The sequence below is a fragment of the Acinetobacter sp. ANC_7635 genome (assembly GCF_056779945.1).
In genome coordinates this window covers 44500-64911 of the sequence record NZ_JBWYIS010000013.1, presented here as the reverse complement: position 1 = coordinate 64911, position 20412 = coordinate 44500, and the positions used below count along the sequence as shown (strand labels likewise).

15 protein-coding genes and 1 pseudogene are annotated in these 20412 nt (G+C 39.0%); 4 read left to right on the top strand and 12 right to left on the bottom strand.

The window, feature by feature from the left end; all coding sequences use genetic code 11:
- Positions 1 to 6: 6 nt before the first annotated feature.
- Together AC1M89_RS12595 and AC1M89_RS12590 are read left to right on the top strand one after the other, a co-directional pair.
- On the top strand, positions 7 to 3111 hold the full coding sequence (locus AC1M89_RS12595) for an efflux RND transporter permease subunit (RefSeq protein ID WP_481589084.1): 3105 nt from the start codon (positions 7 to 9) through the stop codon (positions 3109 to 3111).
- Positions 3112 to 3205: 94 nt separating this feature from the next.
- A complete protein-coding gene (locus tag AC1M89_RS12590; RefSeq protein ID WP_481614277.1) occupies positions 3206 to 4921 on the top strand; it encodes a proline--tRNA ligase in 1716 nt (571 codons plus the stop codon).
- 36 nt (positions 4922 to 4957) lie between these two features.
- On the opposite strand, the gene AC1M89_RS12585 is transcribed toward AC1M89_RS12590, so the two are convergent.
- The 8 genes and pseudogenes from AC1M89_RS12585 to apbC all read right to left on the bottom strand — a co-directional run bounded on the left by AC1M89_RS12585 (position 4958) and on the right by apbC (position 14000).
- Positions 4958 to 5917 (bottom strand): DUF6160 family protein, encoded by a 960-nt coding sequence (locus tag AC1M89_RS12585; RefSeq protein WP_481614276.1) that lies wholly within the window; start codon positions 5915 to 5917, stop codon positions 4958 to 4960.
- A gap of 32 nt (positions 5918 to 5949) precedes the next feature.
- A complete protein-coding gene (locus tag AC1M89_RS12580; RefSeq protein WP_481614275.1) occupies positions 5950 to 8418 on the bottom strand; it encodes a DUF6160 family protein in 2469 nt (822 codons plus the stop codon).
- 25 nt (positions 8419 to 8443) lie between these two features.
- Positions 8444 to 9133, bottom strand: a complete 690-nt coding sequence (locus AC1M89_RS12575; RefSeq protein ID WP_481608999.1) for a hypothetical protein — start codon at positions 9131 to 9133, stop codon at positions 8444 to 8446.
- Between the two features lie 106 nt (positions 9134 to 9239).
- A pseudogene (locus tag AC1M89_RS12570) lies at positions 9240 to 10649 on the bottom strand (hypothetical protein); the annotation flags it as partial.
- Between the two features lie 218 nt (positions 10650 to 10867).
- Positions 10868 to 11437 (bottom strand): dCTP deaminase, encoded by a 570-nt coding sequence (dcd, locus tag AC1M89_RS12565; RefSeq protein WP_004694514.1) that lies wholly within the window; start codon positions 11435 to 11437, stop codon positions 10868 to 10870.
- Positions 11438 to 11551: 114 nt separating this feature from the next.
- A complete protein-coding gene (locus tag AC1M89_RS12560; protein WP_180028060.1) occupies positions 11552 to 12145 on the bottom strand; it encodes a LysE family translocator in 594 nt (197 codons plus the stop codon).
- Between the two features lie 272 nt (positions 12146 to 12417).
- Positions 12418 to 12573 (bottom strand): hypothetical protein, encoded by a 156-nt coding sequence (locus AC1M89_RS12555; RefSeq protein WP_155756999.1) that lies wholly within the window; start codon positions 12571 to 12573, stop codon positions 12418 to 12420.
- A 143-nt stretch (positions 12574 to 12716) separates the two neighbouring features.
- Complete coding sequence (gene apbC / locus AC1M89_RS12550; protein WP_481587283.1) at positions 12717 to 14000, bottom strand: iron-sulfur cluster carrier protein ApbC; 1284 nt, start codon at positions 13998 to 14000, stop codon at positions 12717 to 12719.
- 385 nt (positions 14001 to 14385) lie between these two features.
- Between apbC and AC1M89_RS12545 the strand changes: the two genes are divergently transcribed.
- Positions 14386 to 14655 (top strand): hypothetical protein, encoded by a 270-nt coding sequence (locus AC1M89_RS12545; RefSeq protein WP_051586621.1) that lies wholly within the window; start codon positions 14386 to 14388, stop codon positions 14653 to 14655.
- Positions 14656 to 14694: 39 nt separating this feature from the next.
- On the opposite strand, the gene AC1M89_RS12540 is transcribed toward AC1M89_RS12545, so the two are convergent.
- Both AC1M89_RS12540 and AC1M89_RS12535 read right to left on the bottom strand, forming a co-directional pair.
- The gene (locus AC1M89_RS12540) at positions 14695 to 15045 is read right to left on the bottom strand and encodes a hypothetical protein (RefSeq protein WP_481589081.1); all 351 of its coding nucleotides are present in this window, start codon (positions 15043 to 15045) and stop codon (positions 14695 to 14697) included.
- 148 nt (positions 15046 to 15193) lie between these two features.
- The gene (locus AC1M89_RS12535; protein ID WP_481589080.1) at positions 15194 to 16000 is read right to left on the bottom strand and encodes a hypothetical protein; all 807 of its coding nucleotides are present in this window, start codon (positions 15998 to 16000) and stop codon (positions 15194 to 15196) included.
- Positions 16001 to 16184: 184 nt separating this feature from the next.
- Between AC1M89_RS12535 and metG the strand changes: the two genes are divergently transcribed.
- Complete coding sequence (metG, locus tag AC1M89_RS12530; RefSeq protein WP_481614274.1) at positions 16185 to 18242, top strand: methionine--tRNA ligase; 2058 nt, start codon at positions 16185 to 16187, stop codon at positions 18240 to 18242.
- A gap of 86 nt (positions 18243 to 18328) precedes the next feature.
- Here metG and AC1M89_RS12525 read toward each other — a convergent pair whose 3' ends face one another.
- A complete protein-coding gene (locus AC1M89_RS12525) occupies positions 18329 to 19081 on the bottom strand; it encodes a hypothetical protein (protein ID WP_481614273.1) in 753 nt (250 codons plus the stop codon).
- Between the two features lies 1 nt (position 19082).
- The gene (locus AC1M89_RS12520; RefSeq protein WP_481614272.1) at positions 19083 to 20267 is read right to left on the bottom strand and encodes an AAA family ATPase; all 1185 of its coding nucleotides are present in this window, start codon (positions 20265 to 20267) and stop codon (positions 19083 to 19085) included.
- Positions 20268 to 20412: the final 145 nt, after the last annotated feature.

Sequence of the window (20412 nt, the reverse complement as noted above, 5' to 3'; positions counted from 1 at the left end):
TGAACTATGTGGTTAACTCGAATCAGTGTGAAATATCCTGTCTTTACGATCATGATGATGCTATGCCTGATGGTATTGGGCTTATCATCATGGCAACGAATGGGAGTTGAAGAATTCCCTGATGTCGATTTCCCATTTGTGGTCGTGTATACCACTTATCCAGGTGCTTCTCCTGAAACTGTTGAATCTGAAATTACCAAAAAGATGGAAGATCAGATCAATACGATCTCAGGTGTTAAACAAGTGATATCGCAGTCAAGTGAAGGACTCTCTACAATTATCACTGAGTTTAATTTGGATGTTCCTTCAACCGTTGCAGCTCAAGATATTCGAGACAAAATTGCGCCAGTGACAGCTGAATTTCGTGATGAAATTACTGATCCTATTGTTGAGCGCTATGATCCTTCCGCAGGTGCCATCATGTCGGTGGTATTTGAGTCTGAGAATATGTCACTCCGAGAGCTCAGCTCTTATTTAGATCAAAAAATTGTTCCTCAATTGAGAACTGTTCGTGGGGTAGGTACAGTTAACCTGCTAGGTGACTCGCAGCGTCAAATTCGTATTGAAGTTAATCCACAAAAATTACAAAGTCTTGGTGTTGGCGTTGATCAAGTCATTAACACACTAAAAGGCGAAAACATTGAAGTCCCTGGGGGCACACTCAAACAGTCAAATTCAGAGCTGGTTGTTGAAATTAAATCAAGAGTAATTCATCCCCAATCCTTTGGGGATCTCATCGTCGCGAGTAAAAATGGCACGCCAATCTACTTAAAACAAGTAGCTGAAATTTACGACAGCCAAGCTGAACTCGAGTCGAGTGCATTCATTAACGGTCAAAATGCTGTCGCGTTGGATATTCTCAGAAGCTCTGATTCAAATGTAATTGATGTTGTAGATGCGGCTTATAAAACACTAAACCGTATAGAACAACAACTCCCGCAAGGGACAACATTGAAAGTAGTTGTCGATACATCTCGAGGCATACGAGCAAGTATTGGTGATGTTGCCCGTACAATTATTGAAGGTGGTGTACTTGCGGTTGTCATCGTTCTACTGTTTTTAGGTTCATTTAGATCGACGATTATTACAGGCCTTACCCTGCCAATCGCCCTACTCGGCACATTAACGTTCATTTGGGCTTTTGGTTTTACCATCAATATGATGACTCTTCTTGCCCTGTCTTTAAGTATTGGTCTTCTTATTGATGATGCAATTGTGGTACGTGAAAATATTGTCCGCCATGCTGATATGGGGAAAGATCATGTGACTGCTGCTTTAGATGGAACCAAAGAAATTGGGCTGGCAGTTCTCGCAACCACTTTGACCATTGTTGCGGTGTTCTTACCAGTTGCATTCATGGGCGGTATTATCGGTCGTTTCTTCTACCAATTTGGCGTGACAGTAAGTACCGCTGTACTGATCTCAATGTTTGTCAGTTTTACGCTCGATCCAATGCTCTCAGCTCACTGGGCTGAACGTCATCATCCAAATAAAAAACCGAGCGCATTGAAACGCTTCTTCAATGGGATCTCAAATAAACTTGATTCATTAAATGAAGTGTACGAGAAGCTGCTAAAACTGGCACTAAGATTCCGCTTTCTAACAATTGTCGTTGCTGTTGCTTCACTGTTTGGCGCGCTCGCGCTATCGAAAATGGTGGGAACAGAGTTTGTACCTGTTCCAGATAAAGGTGAAATTCGGATCAAATTTGAAACGCCCGTAGATGCTTCACTCGAATACTCTCAGGCAAAGTTAAAACAAGTTGAATCTATTATTCGACAGCATCCAGAAGTTAAAGGAACGTACGGCGTTATTAATGGGGTGACTGATCGCGGGAAAAACCATGTAAGCATCCGAGTCAGTTTAAGTCCTCGTCAAGAGCGCTCTCAGACACTGACTGATTTAACCAATGAGTTTCGTGATCGACTACAAACAGTGGCGGGTATTACCCTCACCTCTATTGCTTCAGCAGATGAAACTGTGTCTGGTGGTCAAAAGCCTGTCATGATTTCCATCAAAGGACCTGAGCTAGATGAATTACAAAAAATTTCTGATCGTTTCATGGTGGAAATGGCAAAAATTGATGGTGTCGTCGATTTAGAAAGCTCGCTCAAAGAGCCTAAACCTACCCTTGAAGTGCATGTAAATCGTGTACTTGCAAACGATTTAGGATTATCAGTCAGCCAAATTGCCAATGTGATCCGCCCTCTCCTTGCTGGTGATGATGTAACGACGTGGAAAGACGAAAAAGGTGAAACCTATGATGTCAATTTGCGCCTCTCTGAAGATCAACGTACGCTTCCAAGTGACATCAATAATTTATATTTAAAATCGCAAAAAGTGGATGCGAATAATCAACCTATCTTGGTTCCGCTCTCAAGCGTAACAAGCACACAAGAAAGTTATGGTGCATCTCAAATCAACCGTCGTGATTTAGCACGTGAAGTCATGGTTGAAGCCAATACTTCAGGTCGACCTGCAGGTGATATTGGTCGAGATATTAAAGCATTGCAAGATAACTTCGAGATGCCTGCTGGCTATGGTTTTGAAACACAAGGTGCAAACGCAGATATGGAAGAATCGATTGGGTACGCTGTTACAGCCGTTACACTTTCTATTGTATTTATCTATATTGTTTTAGGCTCTCAATTCAATAGTTTTATTCATCCTGCGGCGATCATGGCCTCATTACCATTGTCATTGGTCGGAGTATTCCTTGCATTATTCTTATTTAACTCAACAATGAATTTATTCTCCATTATTGGCATCATCATGTTAATGGGATTAGTAACCAAGAATGCGATTCTCCTCATTGACTTTATTAAGAAAGCTATTGATCGCGGTGAGACACGTTTTGATGCCATTATTGCTGCAGGTAAAACACGACTTAGACCCATTCTGATGACCACGAGTGCGATGGTCATGGGTATGGTGCCATTGGCATTAGGCTTGGGTGAAGGAGGTGAACAAAGTGCTCCGATGGCGCATGCTGTCATTGGGGGCGTCATTACATCCACCCTGCTGACCTTAGTTGTGGTTCCCGTTATCTTTACTTACTTAGATGACTTTAAGAATTTTATGGTGCGTCAAACACGAAAATTCATGTCATAATGTAGAGAATTGTCATGAGGTGTCATTCAAAATGCTCACCTCATTTTTTATCGTATAATCTTATGCTTTAACGCTCATTATTAGGACAAATTCCATGCGCGCGAGTCGCTTTTTATTTGCAACGTTAAGAGAAACCCCAAGTGATGCTGAAGTAATCTCTCATCAGCTGATGCTTCGTGCGGGTATGATTCGTAAATTGGCTTCAGGATTATATTCTTGGTTGCCAATGGGCGTACGTGTGTTAAATAAAGTCGAAGCGATTGTTCGCGAAGAAATGGACCGTGCTGGTTCACTACAAGTATTGATGCCTGTGACCCAACCAGCAAGTTTATGGGAAGAATCTGGTCGCTATGTGCAATATGGTCCAGAACTTTTACGCTTTAATGACCGTCACAACAACCCTTTTGTTCTCGGTCCTACACATGAAGAAGTCATTACTGATTTAGCACGTAACGAACTCAAAAGTTATAAACAATTACCCGCTAATTTTTACCAAGTTCAAACTAAATTCCGTGATGAAGTGCGTCCTCGTTTTGGCGTTATGCGCTCTCGTGAATTCGTGATGAAAGATGCTTACTCATTCCATGCAGATCAAGCTTCATTACAAGAAACTTACGAAACGATGTACGATGCCTATTGCCGTATTTTTACTCGTTTAGGTTTAGACTTCCGTCCAGTACAGGCGGATACAGGTTCAATTGGCGGTTCAGGTTCGCATGAATTCCATGTATTGGCATCAAGCGGTGAAGACGATATTGCATTCTCAACTGAATCAGATTATGCAGCCAATATTGAAATGGCTGAAGCGATTCTTGTAGGTGAACGTGCTACACCAACTCAAGAATTAAAAATTATTGAAACACCAAATCAAAAGACTATAGCTGATGTATCTGCTTTCTTAGGTACCGATGCAAAACAGTCTGTCAAAGCTTTGTTGGTACAAGGAGTCGCTGAAGAAGGTAAAACTGCGCCTGTCGTGGCACTGTTCCTTCGTGGTGACCATGAGCTAAACGAAATCAAAGCTGAGAAACATCCGCTGATTGCATCACCACTTGCATTTGCAACTGAAGAACAACTGAGTGCTTTAGGCTTAACCGCTGGTTTTGTTGGTCCTCAAGGTTTAGTCGAAAAAGGGATTAATGTCATCGTTGACCGAGCAGCGTCAGTATTGTCTGATTTTGTTGCAGGTGCAAACGAATCAGGCAAACATGCGACGGGTGTGAACTGGGAGCGTGATGCTCAATTCACTGAAATTTATGATCTTCGCAATGTTGTTGAGGGAGATCCATCTCCAGATGGTAAAGGTGTACTTCAAATTAAACGTGGTATTGAAGTTGGTCATATTTTCCAATTAGGTCAAAAATACTCTGAAGCTTTGGGCTGCAAAGTATTAGGTAAGGATGGTAAACCATTCACTGTAACAATGGGTTGTTATGGTATTGGGGTGACTCGCGTAGTCGCGGCTGCCATTGAACAAAATTACGATGAAAAAGGAATTATTTGGCCTGCTGCTATCGCACCCTTCCATGTCGCAATCGTTCCGATGAATGCTCATAAATCTCCTCGTACTGTAGAGGCTGCTGAAGCACTTTATGCAGAACTTCAAGCTGCTGGTTATGACGTGCTTTTAGATGACCGTGATGAACGACCAGGCGTTAAATTCTCTGATATCGAAATTACAGGTATTCCGCACCGTATTGTTATCGGTGAAAAAGGTTTAGATGCTGGTACTTTTGAGTACAAAGGTCGTTCTGATACTGAATCAAGCAACCTGAGTAAAGAAGAAATACTCGCTAAAATCGCCCAATAATTTGAGCATAAAAAATCCCGCTATTCGCGGGATTTTTTATAGACCATTGATATTCACTTTCAAATCTTTCACAGATGTACCAATAGCCCCAAAGCTCCCCATTGAGCCATTCGCTAAACCATTAAAGACCGTCGGACTACTCGCCCCCTCACGTCCCAACATCACCTTGTTGAGACCAACATTCATTTTACTAGATTGTCCTGTATTTCCGATGTAAATACCTGAAGGTGCAACACCTGCATGGAAACCAGATAATGAAAAACCATTGTTTTGATCAGTAGCTTTAGCCTGAAAATCGAATTTTGCAGAAGAATTACCAGATACGAATGCAATAGGACAGCCTGAGCCTGTGCCACAGATTGATTGAATTGCGCCTCCAAACTGGACCATGTAGCCTTGAGGCACATTTCCTAATTGAACATTGATCTGAGGACGTTGGGATTGATTTAATGTAATTTCAAAGTTTCGATCAGCACTGCCTATTTCTAAAATTTTAGCGACACCGGGCACCAATTGCTTTAGATCATTATAAATCGATTTAGTTTGTGTAGCACTAGACACCTGATTACTGCTGGCGATATAGAGTGCGAATGGACTCAATTTAAACCCCGTAATTTGCTCCGCAAAAGTGATACTTATATTGGCAAATGGCGTGCCATTGCCTCCATCTGTATCAATTTTTGCATTGATTGTAGACGAACCAGGGGTATAACCTAAAAATTGAACCTGAATTGGATTACCAGTTGGACCTGCGACCACTAAGCCAGCAGCTTGTGAATAATTTTTTCCTAATATTGGATCTTTAATTCCGTCTTGATCAATGATCGCAGCCTGTGTGAACTCGATCTTATCCATTCCAATACCAATACTAATCCCATCTTGACCAGTAGTAGATGAAAGAGACTGATCATCTAATGGTTGCATAGCAAAACATGGAAAACCGACCGCAGCAGTCAAAATAAGTAAACTGAATCGTTTTGTTTTTATCATATTCATGAGTTTATCCCTCAACTTTCCATTTTTACTTATTAATTTCGAGGTGTAATACGCAATTCACTATTCAAGCGACCGCCAGTAATAGCCAATTCACCTAAACGAGCGCCAGCACCTACAGTTGGCGGATAGAAGTTGATGTCTCTTGCTCTAAAAACACCTGAAGTTGTCTTTTGAGGATTGAACATCAAGGCAGCATTCACACCAAATTGTCCCGCACCATTGTGATCTTTACTAACAACCAATGCATTATTAAATGCAATTTTACCTGTCAAACGGTCTAAACCAAGTGTTGAACCATTATGAGGATCGGTAATTTGCAAGGTGTTATTGTCACCTTTCAGCTCTAATTCACCTACAAAAGTTAAGTTCTGACCATCTTCAGCAGCATTATTTGGAATTAAAGAAAAATCAACATCACCACCAAGACGTGATTTCACCACAAACATCACATCATCAGCTAAAGCAAAATTGTTGTCTGGTGATGAACTTCGCGTAGCACATCCTGCTGCTCCACTATTTAATTTACAGGTTTTATAAATCGTACCTGGCAGATATCCCGCAGCAACTTCTGTTGATAGAACAATCAACATATCGCGCAAGCTGACATTTACACTACCATTTTCTACGCCCATATTTCCTGTACCCTTCGCGTACAGATCAATATTACGTAAACCCATATAGTAATCGGTTGATGTTGCCGTATCTCCACTGCCCACCTTACCGCCATCAACCACTAAAATTGACGTGGTTTTATTGCCTAGTGGTTGACTATTAGCGCGATCTACACCAGAAGTACTCAGTGCAAAAGACAAACCAATTCTTGAGGTATTACCCGCTGTAGCAATCATGTTTTTAACAACATCGGAGCCTGCTAAAGTGTAATAAAAAGCTTGATCTGCACGAACCGATGTCCCATATAAAGCAAGATTGGCATTTAGATTATAAAAAGGTAGTGCCAAGCCCCACTCATTTTTAACATTTGTATTCGCAAACAAGTTAGCTGCTGGTGTTCCTGCACTATTGGTAAAACGTCCACGGCGGGAAATAGACTGAAATTCAGCACCACGAATCGCAGCAATCAAGCTGTATGGATTATCACCTGTTACTGCATTATGAATTTGGTGCTGATAATCAGTTGCTAAGGTTAAATAACTTCCATTACCAAAACGACTTTTTTGGAACACTTCGTTTTCAGGTAAGCGCAGTGTCTTTGTATCGGCTAAATTGAGATACACATTACCACTGTCAAAAGATGCTCGAGTATTTGGTCTTAACCCTGTTAAGTTACTAAACTCAAAACCGTATGCATTTAGACCTGCCCCACCAATTTCTAAAGTCGTTGCTTGTCCATCACTTCCGAGCATTGAATCATTGTCTTTGGTAAAGTCAGCTTTCATACGGAATCCAATTCCAGAATCACCAATCACACTATTACTTGATGAAGCCGTTGGACTATTGGCATTTCCTAAAACACTTTCATTGCCTTTTGTACCACGAAATTGCAACGATGAATTGACCATTCGCCCGCTGGCACCTACACGGATGAGACCTTTAGCTCCTTGGGGATTATTCGTATTGCTATTTAAAGCATATGGATCATTTGAACTCACGTTCTTATTCAACATTACTTCAATATTTAGACCTGAGTTTGTTGTTTCACCCTCAGCACCTGACTTACCATTGCCATAGGTTCCTGTGTTAATAAATCCTGCTTTTTTTGAAGCCGAATTTGCAACACGGTTTAAATCCACATAACCCAAATTATCATTAGGGGTACTACTCATACCGGCAACATTATCTGTCGACCCTGTACGTGTATTCGACTGCATTCTCAATCCCTCAACTTCATCCACAAACATGGCACCACGTGCTTTGAAGTTGAAATTGAAGTTGTTTAAAACAAGTTGGTTGAGTTGGTTTCGTGCGTCAGTCTGCCCTAAATAGATATTGGCATTTTTAATCCCTAGTGCGATTTCGCTAAGATTCTCTTTGCTGAATAATCCGTGAATCGTTCTAAGCGATAAATCAGTATTCGAAGTGGTTTGTAAAGCCAATTGACCCATTGAAAAACTACAACGGCTTGAACTCTCGTTATCACAAATTCTGAGATTATTCATGGTCACTAAAGCAGGTGTCACACTGGCATTGAAGTCTAAACCTACTTGGTTCGCATTGCTTCCAGCATTAATTTTAATATCTGCCCCTAATGTTTGATTAGATACATTACTTTTTCGAATAGAGACATTATCTGCTGTTGCCTGCAATGTATTATTGGTTGCTCCACTACTGCCACGACCTGCTTGATCTTGCCAATAGACCTGTTCCATATTGGCTTCAGTCAATGTTGTCGAGATATGCACACCATCTTGACCATTTACATTTCGCAAAGCTTCATCATGCATCACTTCTAAAGCCATGGCATGACCACTTGTAAGCAAGATACTCAGGCTTAATGCATTCATAACCAGCAATGAGCTGTGATAATATTTTTTATTGTTCATCACATTTCCTTATGCATGTTTAATTTCAACAACGCTGGTGACTGCCGTCACAACCAAACATCATGACTTTACCCTGAACAGCTAAATTACCATTCATTTTTAAACCCATAAAACCAGTTTCTCGCCCATGGTCATATGCAGAACGAGGAGCGTTAAATGAATCATAACGTGTCACTTGCAGGTAACCATAGTCAGCAGGACTTGTTCCTACACCCTCAGTGGTGGCATTGCTGGTAAATTTATCCTGACCAAAAGCCAAAGCATCAAAACCAAAATTACGAATTTGAATTGGCTTAGATGCATCAAAGCTCAGTTGCATCGCTGCTTTAAGCTGATCAGTACCAGAATCATTTTTATAGCTGAGATCTACACCATCCAAGCCAATCTTTTGAATATTTAGAGTGCCCTGAATCCCTTTAAAAACAAGCCATAATTTAAAACCATCTGTACTACTTGCTTGACCATCTTTGATATAGCGATTATTGACAGCAAGCGCGAGACGACAATATTCCACATCCTTACACAGTGCATCATCAAACACATATCGTTGAACATTATTCTCAGTCACTAACTTTTGGTTTAAAGAAAGTTTTAATGAGAGATCAGCTCCAGCTTGTCCTTCAACATTTTTTAAAGCTTCATCTGACATGGGCTCAAGTGCATAAGTCATTGATGCTATAACACTGAATAGGACAGCGACTAATGAATTTTTCATGAATGCTCTCCTATAATCCTTTTGTGGTGATTTTCATATGCTGAATAAGAACACCATCAATGACCGCAGAACCCATATTTTTAAAATTTGATGCTGGCAATGCGGCATTAGGCGTTTGGAGAATTGGATTGACTGCACCAAAACTTATACCTACTGCATCTGATCCTTTATAAGCACTTAAAGTATTATTCGCAGCGTTATAAGAAGTACTTCCAATAGTGATACTGCTATGTGTTGCATTCGTCCCTTGATAGCCATTCAAACCATTGTTACCACATTTATAAAAGTTACAGGTTGAGCCCGCATATTCTGTCGAGTTTGGATTGCTATAATCTGTGTATATTTTTTTATAAATTTCAGGTTTATTTGGAATACGCGTGAGTTCCAAACTAAAGTTTTTACCATCAGAGCCTAGAATCAAAGGCTGATAGAGTGAACCCAATACGATATTGGCATTCAAATTATGAATAAAGATACCCTCATTGGCATCAAATACTGGTGCCAGAGTATTGTTGATGGCAGGGGTTTGTAAATTAGGAGTGTCTGATGTTTCACGCGTACTCAGTCTAAGAATATTGGCTGTTTTATTCCCCGTCGTCAGATTTTGACCATCACCTGAGTTCAAACGCACAAGTCCAGCAACACCCAAGGTGTTGTTATAAAATGCACTCATGCCTGCTTGGTTACTTGCACCATTTAAAGTTTGAAAGATTTTTATATTACTTCCATTAATGGAAAAATTATTCCAAATGGCCTGTAAACGAAGTCGATTAGCACGATCCGCATTACTCGTTCCTGCTTTTTCACCCAATTGGTAAAGTAGTGGATCCCCTTCTTTACGAGATGGATCAAGAACAAAAGCATCCGCCCACATGGCCATCTTCAATCTGTAAGCATCAAGACCATTGGCTGCATCCGTAGGACGAACTGTGTCCATTAATGGAGCTTCAAGCGTCAAGAATGGAACCTGACAGCTAGGATCATTACTTATACATGTTTTATTTAAATCAAAATTTGGAACCTGATTTTCAGTACCGACTCGAAGTAGCCATGGATTGGTTGCTGTTCCCCATGATCCTATACGTGCATCTTTATCTGTCGCAGCTAAGCGCGTATTGTGATTATTATCAGATTTAGATAATGCGAGACCATACACGAACAAATCAGCCTTACCCACGGAATGATCTTCTGACCCTACTGTTCCATTTTTATTGGTATCCAATGCCGCATCCGTTAAAGGACCCACTGGAATGAGATGAATATATCCGGTATCTTTTTGGCGATTCATTAAATCTGCCGCAGTTGAATTTTCCCCTTGAAAAACAAAATAAGCATCTTGAGGAATCATGGCGACACCCTCACCAGTCGTCGCACTTAAATTTTCATCCGAAAGAGGCTGCAATGCATAGACCGAAACCGTAGTAAGCGTCATTAAACTTGCAAGTAAAGTCTGATTAAATATGTTCGTATAATTAAGTGCCATCTCGACCTTCCCGTATACGATGCCTTGCACCATATTTATATTTTTAATTGTTCAGAGAAGAATTCCATGCTTCTCTTTTAATATTAAGATTACATCACAGTTTATAGTATATAAATGAAGTAGAATTTGCAAAAAATTGCGATTGGGTTGGCATTTTTTCCGATAAATGAATAAATTCAATTTTTCAAATACTTATAAAAAAAGCAAACTCATTGAGTTTGCTTTTTGCATGAAGTCTTACAATTCAATACTTAGGTTTTAGGTAAAGTTACACCTGTTTGACCTTGATATTTTCCACCACGATCTTTATAAGATGTTTCGCACACTTCATCTGACTCAAAGAACAACATTTGAGCAACACCTTCACCAGCATAAATACGTGCAGGTAAATTGGTTGTATTTGAAAATTCCAAGGTCACATGACCTTCCCACTCAGGCTCAAGTGGCGTCACGTTTACAATAATACCGCAACGCGCATAGGTTGATTTACCTAAACACACCGTCAAGACATTACGTGGGATACGGAAGTATTCTACTGTACGAGCAAGCGCAAATGAGTTAGGTGGAATAATACACACGTCAGCTTCGATATCGATAAAACTTTTGTCATCGAAATTTTTTGGGTCAACAATAGCAGAGTGAACGTTTGTGAACACTTTGAACTCACGCGCACAACGAACATCATAACCATAGCTTGAAACGCCATATGAAATGAGTTTTTGACCATTTTCATCTAAACGAACTTGGTTTTCTGCATACGGTTCAATCATGCCGTGTTTTTCGCTCATTTCGCGAATCCAACGATCAGACTTAATAGCCATTTATTTATTCCCAGAATACATATTCAATTACTGCGCTGTACTTTAACTGAAAACCCCGTCAATGGAAATAACCCACGATTTGTATTCCTGTTCAGTCTGCTGCGGTGAATCATCTTAAAGACTTAACAATGCCGAATAACTCATTGGAATTGAGAAACTCATCAGGACTAAGGATGCTGTTTTTTGCATATTGGACTGGTTTACCCACTTAATTTTATTATTGGCTAACAGCGACCCAATGAGTGTCCAAATAAAAGCGATGGGTAGGATCAATAAAATAAACATCAACATGTGCGCAATATAATAATCTACACTCACCCAAACAATTGCAGGGAAAATAGCCGAGGCAAAAAGCAAAGCTTTAGGATTTAGTAAAGTTGCACAGAATAATTCAGAAGCTTTGATGGTGGGCTGATTCAACTGATGCTCTACGTTGGCAGTGCGCCATAATTTGATGGCCAGATAGATAATATAGAATGAACTAAATAATTTTAATATCACTGGCAAAATTGGCAAATGAGTGGTGACACGACCAATTAAAAATCCCCATGCAGTGATGGCAATAAGATAGCCTAATGCTTCCGCGGGTATTAAGCGAAATGACTTTTTAATACCTACCTGTATACCTGAAGATGCAAGTAAAGTATTGGTTGGTCCGGGTGTGAATAAAATCGTGGTAACCAACGCAATAAAGAGCCATGAAATCATAGGATGACCTCGCTGATAATGCGCTCAGATTAATCAGGATTATTTCAATTGGCAAAATATTATTTGTGTGAAAATTTCTCAAGAATGAAACACAATTTTTTTTGTAATATTTTTCATCAGGTTAGTTTGTCATTTAAATTATAACTCTGAAGTCACACAATGTAATCGAAACGAAAAACATGATGCACTCTTGCAAAAATGCTTATAGCACGTTCTTCATCGATGAAATTCAGCATCACAGTCCATTCACGCTGTGATGCTAAGTTCAAGTATTAATTTGACTGTTGTTCAGCTTCTTGAACCTGAATATTTAAAGATTTCTTTTGGAATTCTTTAGGATAATCAACATAAGGAATAATAGCAGCAGAAGCTGTCGTTGACAGAATGAGAGAAATCATAACCATCTTCATTGCAGTGATTGAACGCATTTCTATACCCATATAACGTGAAATTTCACAAAATATTTTAGGTAGAAAAATTAGAGTAAATAATCCTAAAACGACGAACGGTCAACAAAAAAACCTGCCTAAGTAAGACTTAGACAGGTTTAACATTGAGTCTTTTCAAATAGTTAGAAAATCCGACTTTGATCTCTTTCAGCTTTAGGCAATGCAGCTGCAATCTTCTGTGCAATTTCAATATAACTATCTGCTGCATCATCACCAATCAATACAGATGGTTTACCTTCATCGGCATGCTCTCGGATTTTCGCATTCAATGGTAAACGTCCAAGTAATGGAATATCGTATTGTTCCGATAACTTATCGCCACCACCAGTACCAAAGATTTGCTCTTCATGGCCACAGTTTGAACAAATATGTGTCGACATATTTTCCACCACGCCCATCACAGGAATTTGAACACGGTTAAACAATTCAATACCTTTGGTCGCATCCATCAATGCGACATTTTGTGGTGTCGTCACGATCACTGCACCGGTCACTGGAATACGTTGTGCCAGAGTTAATTGAATATCCCCTGTTCCTGGTGGCATGTCGATCATTAATACATCAAGATCAGGCCAAAGGGTTTGGTTGAACAGTTGCATCAATGCGCCTGTTGCTTTTGGACCACGCCAAGCCACAGGAGTATTGTGATCTCCTGTCAGATGACCAATCGACAACACCGCCATACCAAAAGCATCCAACGGTACAAAATGTTCTGCCTCGATCATTGGGGTTTTACCGGCATTGCCAAGCATCGTTGGGATACTTGGACCATAGATATCTGCATCCAACACACCTACTTTCAGCCCGAGCTTTTGTAATGCCAGAGCTAAATTTACCGTAGTGGTTGATTTCCCTACACCACCCTTACCTGACGAAACTAAAATCACGTTCTGGATACGTGGATGCTTAGGTACATCACGTTGCTGTGGTGCAGCTTTTTGAATCGGGGCTTCTTCTTGTTGAGGTTGGTAATTCGCATTCGCTTGTTTTACCGCATCTTGGCTTGCAGATGCATCTACAACAGGAGGCAGATTGGATTTTGGGGCTTCGGCTTTTTTGCTTGAACAGCTTTCACCTGCTGCATGGTTGTGCCCACAACCACCTTGTTGTTGAGCATGACTTCCTGTTTTCTGCTGAATGACATGCATATTCAGCTCTTTAATCCCACACTTTTCCAAAGCATCAGCGAGTTCATCGTGAATTTGCTGTAACTGATCTTTTTCACTTGGCACGGTATTAATGGTAATTTGCAGTACATCACCTTCAACATTGACCTGTGTGATTCGATCTTTCAAAAAATTGTCAGAATTCGGCAAAACGTAGTGTTGTAATACGTGTTGTACAGCCTCTTCATTCACCTCCTTTGAGGGTGAAAAAACAGATTTGAGTGAAGAAAGCCACGACATACCGTACTCCAAGTCTGGACAGAAACTGATAAAGGAATAGTTTAACGAGAAATATCAACAAGGTTAAGCAACAATATATTGATCCCCGTTTGATTAGAAATATGTTAGTCGAATTCCAACTAAATTAGTCAGCTTTTTTATTATTTTTATTGGCGTATTGCGAATGCTGTCATTGATAAAGGCTATAAACTTGATTTCACTGTTAAACGCCTTGATTCATGTTGCAAGTGATTCATGCTTTCAACAAATAGCAACACAATAGAGAATTTTTCAAATTAAAATTGAAAAGAATATAAAACCAAGATAACACTTCGATATGTCTTTAAAACAAAGAAATCTGAAACTTAAATTAAAAACATGCTCAATAACTGCCTTAATGAGCACAATGCTCCTTCTACCAATTTTAGGCTATGCCGCCAATGAATCCCGAAGTTTTCGTACTCCTTCAGGACAAATCATCAGCTTAGGTGACTCTTATGCAAAATTAAGCTCACACATGAAGCAGACGCCGACTTCAACACAACATTATGAATGGAAAGAAGGAAAAAATCGTTTTACGGCTTATAGCTATACCTACGAATTTCATGATCTGATTTACACCTTTACTGTGGTGAATAATGAAATTAGAAAAATCGAATGGATTAGAAAAAATTAAAAAAAAGCTCATCTGATGATGAGCTTTTTTGTGATCAATTTACTTTTTCAGTTGATCAATTTTCTCTGATGCTTTTGCTTTAAGATCCGCAAATTTTTCACTCGCTTGATCTTTCAGTTCATGCAATTTATCTGCTGCTTGCTCTTTTAAATCTACCGCTTTATGTTTTAAATCATCTAAAGTTGAATGCGCTTCAGAAGAATTTTGCTGCGTATCATGTTTAAGATCATTCAGTTTTTTTTCACCTTCAAGCTTGGCTTCTGCTGCACCATGCTTCACTTGATCCAATGCTTTCTCGCCTTTCAGCTCAGCTTCTTTCGCCTTCAATTTCAGATCATCGCCGAGTTCTGAAGCTTTGTTTTTTAAGTCATCAATTTTATTATTCGACATCTTCAATCCTCTTTATCGCTTTGATAGTGAATCTAAGTTATATCGAAGATTTGCAGTGCTCATCGTAAATGTTTCAAATCACTACAATTTCTCACATGATGATGTAGAACAACACTACGCTGTAACTTTTGAGTTTAAAATGATGAATTTAGGAGCGAATACTCGACATAAAGTTCAATGCAGAAAACAACCAAATAAATAAAATAAAGCTTCGTGCTTGTGTGAAATGCTCGACATCCGTGCCATGCAAAATATTATGACGTGTCGCGGTCACATTCGAGCTTGAATCCATTTTATAAGCCGCGAGTTCTGCAAAGTATGGATTAAGCTCAATGGCTATCTTAGATTTATGCCAAAGGCTCTTAATTTCATTGCCTTTCAAACCCGGTACAATTTTATAAACATCGACAAACTTGGTGCCGTTTTGTTTTAAGAATGCTTGTTGAATCAGCACATCTGTCAACAGCCCTTCCAACTGTGCATAGAGTAAAGGCACACAACCTGCATAACAGCCGAGTTTATACATTTTAAAAGCTTCGATAATCACAGGACGACGCAAGGCTTTATTCTGCTCATCGATCTGCATAGCATCGAAAGCGGTCAACACATCTTTTTGAAAAGCTTCAGTGTTAATAACATCAAGTAAGTTAAAACTTTGCACATCTTCATAAGCATGAATTTGTTGCCAAAAGTGCATCAAGTTTAACGCATCATTGGCAACTTTCGAACCGACAGGTTGATCCAACTGATCGGCAAGCACATTAAAATATTCATCTTGCTGGGCAAGTTCACGTAAATGATTGACTAAAAGTGTATGTTCGCCTTGCGAGATTTGATCAAGATAATCCTGTGCCTGATTAAGAATTTGCTTACCCAGAGTTGGTAAGCCCTGCACATTCGATTTGATGCGTTTTACAGGTTGCTCATCTTCATAATCATCAAAATCGTCATACATGGTCAAACACTCAGGTGAATAGCAGGATATCTATTATCCCTGATAAGTCTGTAACAAAGTAGCCTTTCCACGTGCTCTAACTTTGTTAATAAATAAGAATTCATCAAAAGGCTCATGCAAGTCTCGCCTATCTCATGTAAAATTATCGCCCATTGCATAAAATACGAATGAGAGAGTCAGATCCGTGCGTAATATCTTAGTCACTAACGCCCTTCCATACGCCAATGGCCCGATCCATATGGGTCACTTACTCGGTTATATCCAAGCAGATATTTGGGTACGTGCGATGCGTGCAATGGGTCATAACGTGACTTATGTCTGCGCGGACGATGCTCACGGCACAGCAATTATGCTACGTGCTGAAGCCAACGGTATTACTCCAGAACAGCAAATTGCCAATGTACAAAAAGAACATGAGCGTGACTTTGCCGGCTTCAAGGTTGATTTCGATCATTACGATTCAACCAACAGCGCTGAAAACCAAGCTCGCGCTTCTGAGATTTATATTAAGAACCGTGAAGCAGGCAATATTGCGGTGCGCCCTGTAACGCAATTGTTTGACCCTGAAAAAGGCATGTTCTTATCAGACCGTTTTATTAAAGGCACCTGCCCGAAATGTAAAGCGGAAGATCAATACGGCGACTCATGCGAAGTCTGCGGCACAACCTACAACGCAACTGAATTACTCAATCCAAAATCGACTTTAAGCGGTGCGACTCCTGTTGAGAAATCTTCAGATCACTACTTCTTTAAACTACCGAACTTTGGTGAATACCTACAAAAATGGACACGTGACGAAGGTCGTTTACCTGTGTCGATTGCCAACAAGTTAGATGAATGGTTTGAAGCAGGTTTGTCGGATTGGGATATTTCTCGTGATGCGCCTTACTTCGGTTTTGAAATCCCTGATGCCCCAAACAAATACTTCTATGTTTGGGTGGATGCGCCAATCGGCTATATGTCGAGCTTTGAAAATTACATCAAAACTAAACGTCCTGACTTAAGCTTTGATGACTATTGGAAAAAAGATTCTAAAAATGAGGTGTATCACTTCATTGGTAAAGACATCGTGTATTTCCACGCATTGTTCTGGCCTGCAATGCTTGAAGGTGCCAACTACCGTACACCGACAAGCCTATTCGTAAACGGTTTCTTGACTGTAAACGGTCAGAAGATGTCAAAATCTCGTGGTACGTTCATTAAAGCGGAAACGTATTTAGAGCATTTAAACCCTGAATATTTACGTTACTACTTTGCGTCTAAACTTTCTGACAAAGTTGAAGATTCTGACTTGAACCTTGATGATTTCGTTCAAAAAGTGAATTCTGACCTTGTTGGTAAAGTGGTGAACATCGCAAGTCGTTGTGCGAAATTCATTAACACGAAATTTAACAATAAATTGTCTGCTACATGTGCAGAGCCTGAATTGGTTCAAAGCTTTATTGATGCTGGTGATTCAATTGCGCAAGCATACGAATCACGTGAATTCTCAACTGCCATTCGTGAAATCATGGCGCTTGCAGATAAAGCCAACCAATACATCGATGAGAAAAAGCCTTGGGCTTTAGCGAAGATTGAAGGTGTAGAACAACAAGTTCATGATGTGTGTTCAGTGGGTATTAACCTATTCCGTCAATTGGCGGTGTACCTTGCGCCTGTATTGCCAACTTTGGCAGAGCAAGTTCAAGCGTTCCTACAATTAGACAGCTTTAACTTTGAATCTCGTAAGCAAATTTTGGTTGCACATGAAATTGCATTGTTCCAACCATTGATGCAACGTGTAGACCCGAAAGCGGTTGCTGCTATGGTCGATGCATCTAAAGATTCTTTAGCTGCACCTGCTGAAGCACCAAAAGCTGAAAAGAAAAAAGAAAAAGCCAAAGAGAAGAAAGCTGAACCGAAAGTGGGTGAAGCTGAAATCATTGGCATCGAAGACTTTATGAAAGTTGACCTACGTGTGGCTGAAGTTCTTGAAGCCGCTCACGTTGAAGGTTCTGACAAGCTTTTACAACTCACTTTAAATGTTGGTGAAGCTGAGCCACGTAACGTATTTAGCGGTATTCGTGAGTTCTACAAACCTGAAGACTTAAAAGGCAAATTGGTGGTGATGGTGGCAAACCTTGCTCCACGTAAGATGCGTTTTGGTATTTCAAATGGTATGGTGTTAGCTGCGGGTAATGGCGATGGTGTTTGGGTGATTTCACCTGAATCTGGTGCGAAACCAGGTGATAAAGTGTCTTAATTTTTTAATTAAAATTAGAAAAAGCCTCTACGTTGTAGGGGCTTTTTATTAATATTGAGTAATGAATAAGTTTTCAAAGCTTTTACTTAACGAGTGCAGCATATTCCTAATACTTCCAAGAACCTATTATAAAAAGCTCGGAAACTAGGCATTTGATTTGCAACAGCTTCATGATCGTATGAATTTTCTTGAAGCCAATCTATCAATAATTGAGATGAATGTCCTCCGATTTTTATAGCAAGTTGATCTTTAAGTGGGTTAGATGAACTGTCATTACCAGATTCATCTTCAAGTAAATGACAATGTTGATAAGGCTCGTCCTTACAAGCAGCTAATAACCACGCTTCAGACTTTGGCTTAGCTAACATTGGCACGCCGCAATCATATCCCGATGCACTGAATCCATTAATCATTGATTTATATTTATTATCCCAATCATTCCCTGGTGTGCTTCTTGTACCATCACTGTCTCTAAATAATATAGCAATAACGGGACATTCACTTTGATTGCTTAATTCTGATGCAACCAAGCCTAATGCTCTGGCATTATTATAATAAAAGCTAGTTTCTGTTGCTTTATTGACTCCACGCATAGGCATCATTTTCCTACCGCCAGACTCACTCTTAACTTTTTCACATAAATAAGTTTTATGAACAAAATGTAACGAATTAGGCACATCAAAAAGTGAATAACCCATTTTTGAAGAAAAAATACCATTAATAATATATGTCAATACACCACTAATAAAGTTTCCATCTGTGTCATTAGAACATTGGGGAATACTTAAGTTACAATGTCCAAGATCCGTCGGACCCTCTCCACTCAGTAATATAATCATTTTAATTTTCAGAATTTAAACTGTTTGTTAACTCAATAAGGTTAGTATCCAATACTGCATCACCAACGCCCATAATCTCTAATTTTTGTTTGAGGTTAGGAATTTCAAAGATACGTTTGTAATGAGTGCTCCCATCAGTACTTCTGTAAACGAAGTTTATTGATTTTATTGCAATATCATCAGGAAGGTAATTTAAAACTAAAGGACTATGTGTAGTGATTAAAAGTTGTGTTTTTGAGTCTAAAATTATATTGACTAATTTTTCGATAATTTCTTGATTTATCCCATTTTCAATTTCATCAAGCATAAGAAAACTAGGTAAAGATTCTAGTTGAGCAAGGATTGCTAAAATTCTTAACAAACCATCATTAATATGCCTAGCTTGGTGTTCAATGGTACTAGTAGAATTAGTTTCTGAAATGATTAATTTTTTCCAACCTGAATTCTGATTTTTAACAGCAAAACTACAAGTATTTGGATAAATATCTTTCAAAAAATCCAATAAATTTTCTTTCTGATTATCATCTAATTTAAAAAGATATGAAGATAATTTTTCACCACCTATACCAACATGATTGTCTTCATTATTTCTAGTACTTTTTCTCATTAAATTTGGAGCTAGCAATTCTAAACTCTTAATATTTTGTAAAAACTCACGAAATTCTAGTAACTGTTCATTGAATACAAAGTTAAATGTTGGAGGTACTAATTTTAATTTTGAAAGTAAAGAACCTTCGTATTCGACAACAGTTTGATATTTCAAAATGTTTATCTCATCACTGCCACTTTTCTTATATGCAGGAATATGGAGTTCACCTTTAGACTTAATTTGATAGGCATCATTTTCGTTAATAGAAATTCGTTCCGTAGTACATTTTAGGTTACTTCTATTAAAACTTGCTTGCCAAAATAGAGTTTCATTGCTTTTTAACTCAATTTCGACTTCGATATCAATATTAGACTCTTTTAACAACTTACAGTTTAGGTCAGCAGATTTCCACTCACGACTTTCAAGCCAAGTCGAAACACTACCTTTCATAATTTGTGAAATGAAATCTAGTGCTTGCAGAAGAGTACTTTTTCCAGCTCCATTCATCCCAATTAAAATATTCAATTGATCGAATTTAAAATCTATTTCCTTTATTGATTTAAAATTTCTAATTTTTAGTCTTTTAAATTTCGTCATATTTTTGAACCAATAAAAATAGTAGAGCCTTACGTTAAGAGCTATATAATAGCAGTTAAGAGTCGAAATATATTGATTTCTTGATGATTCTCATACATTAATTTAACAATTTTATTAGCAACATCTTAAAGATAACAAGAGGGAA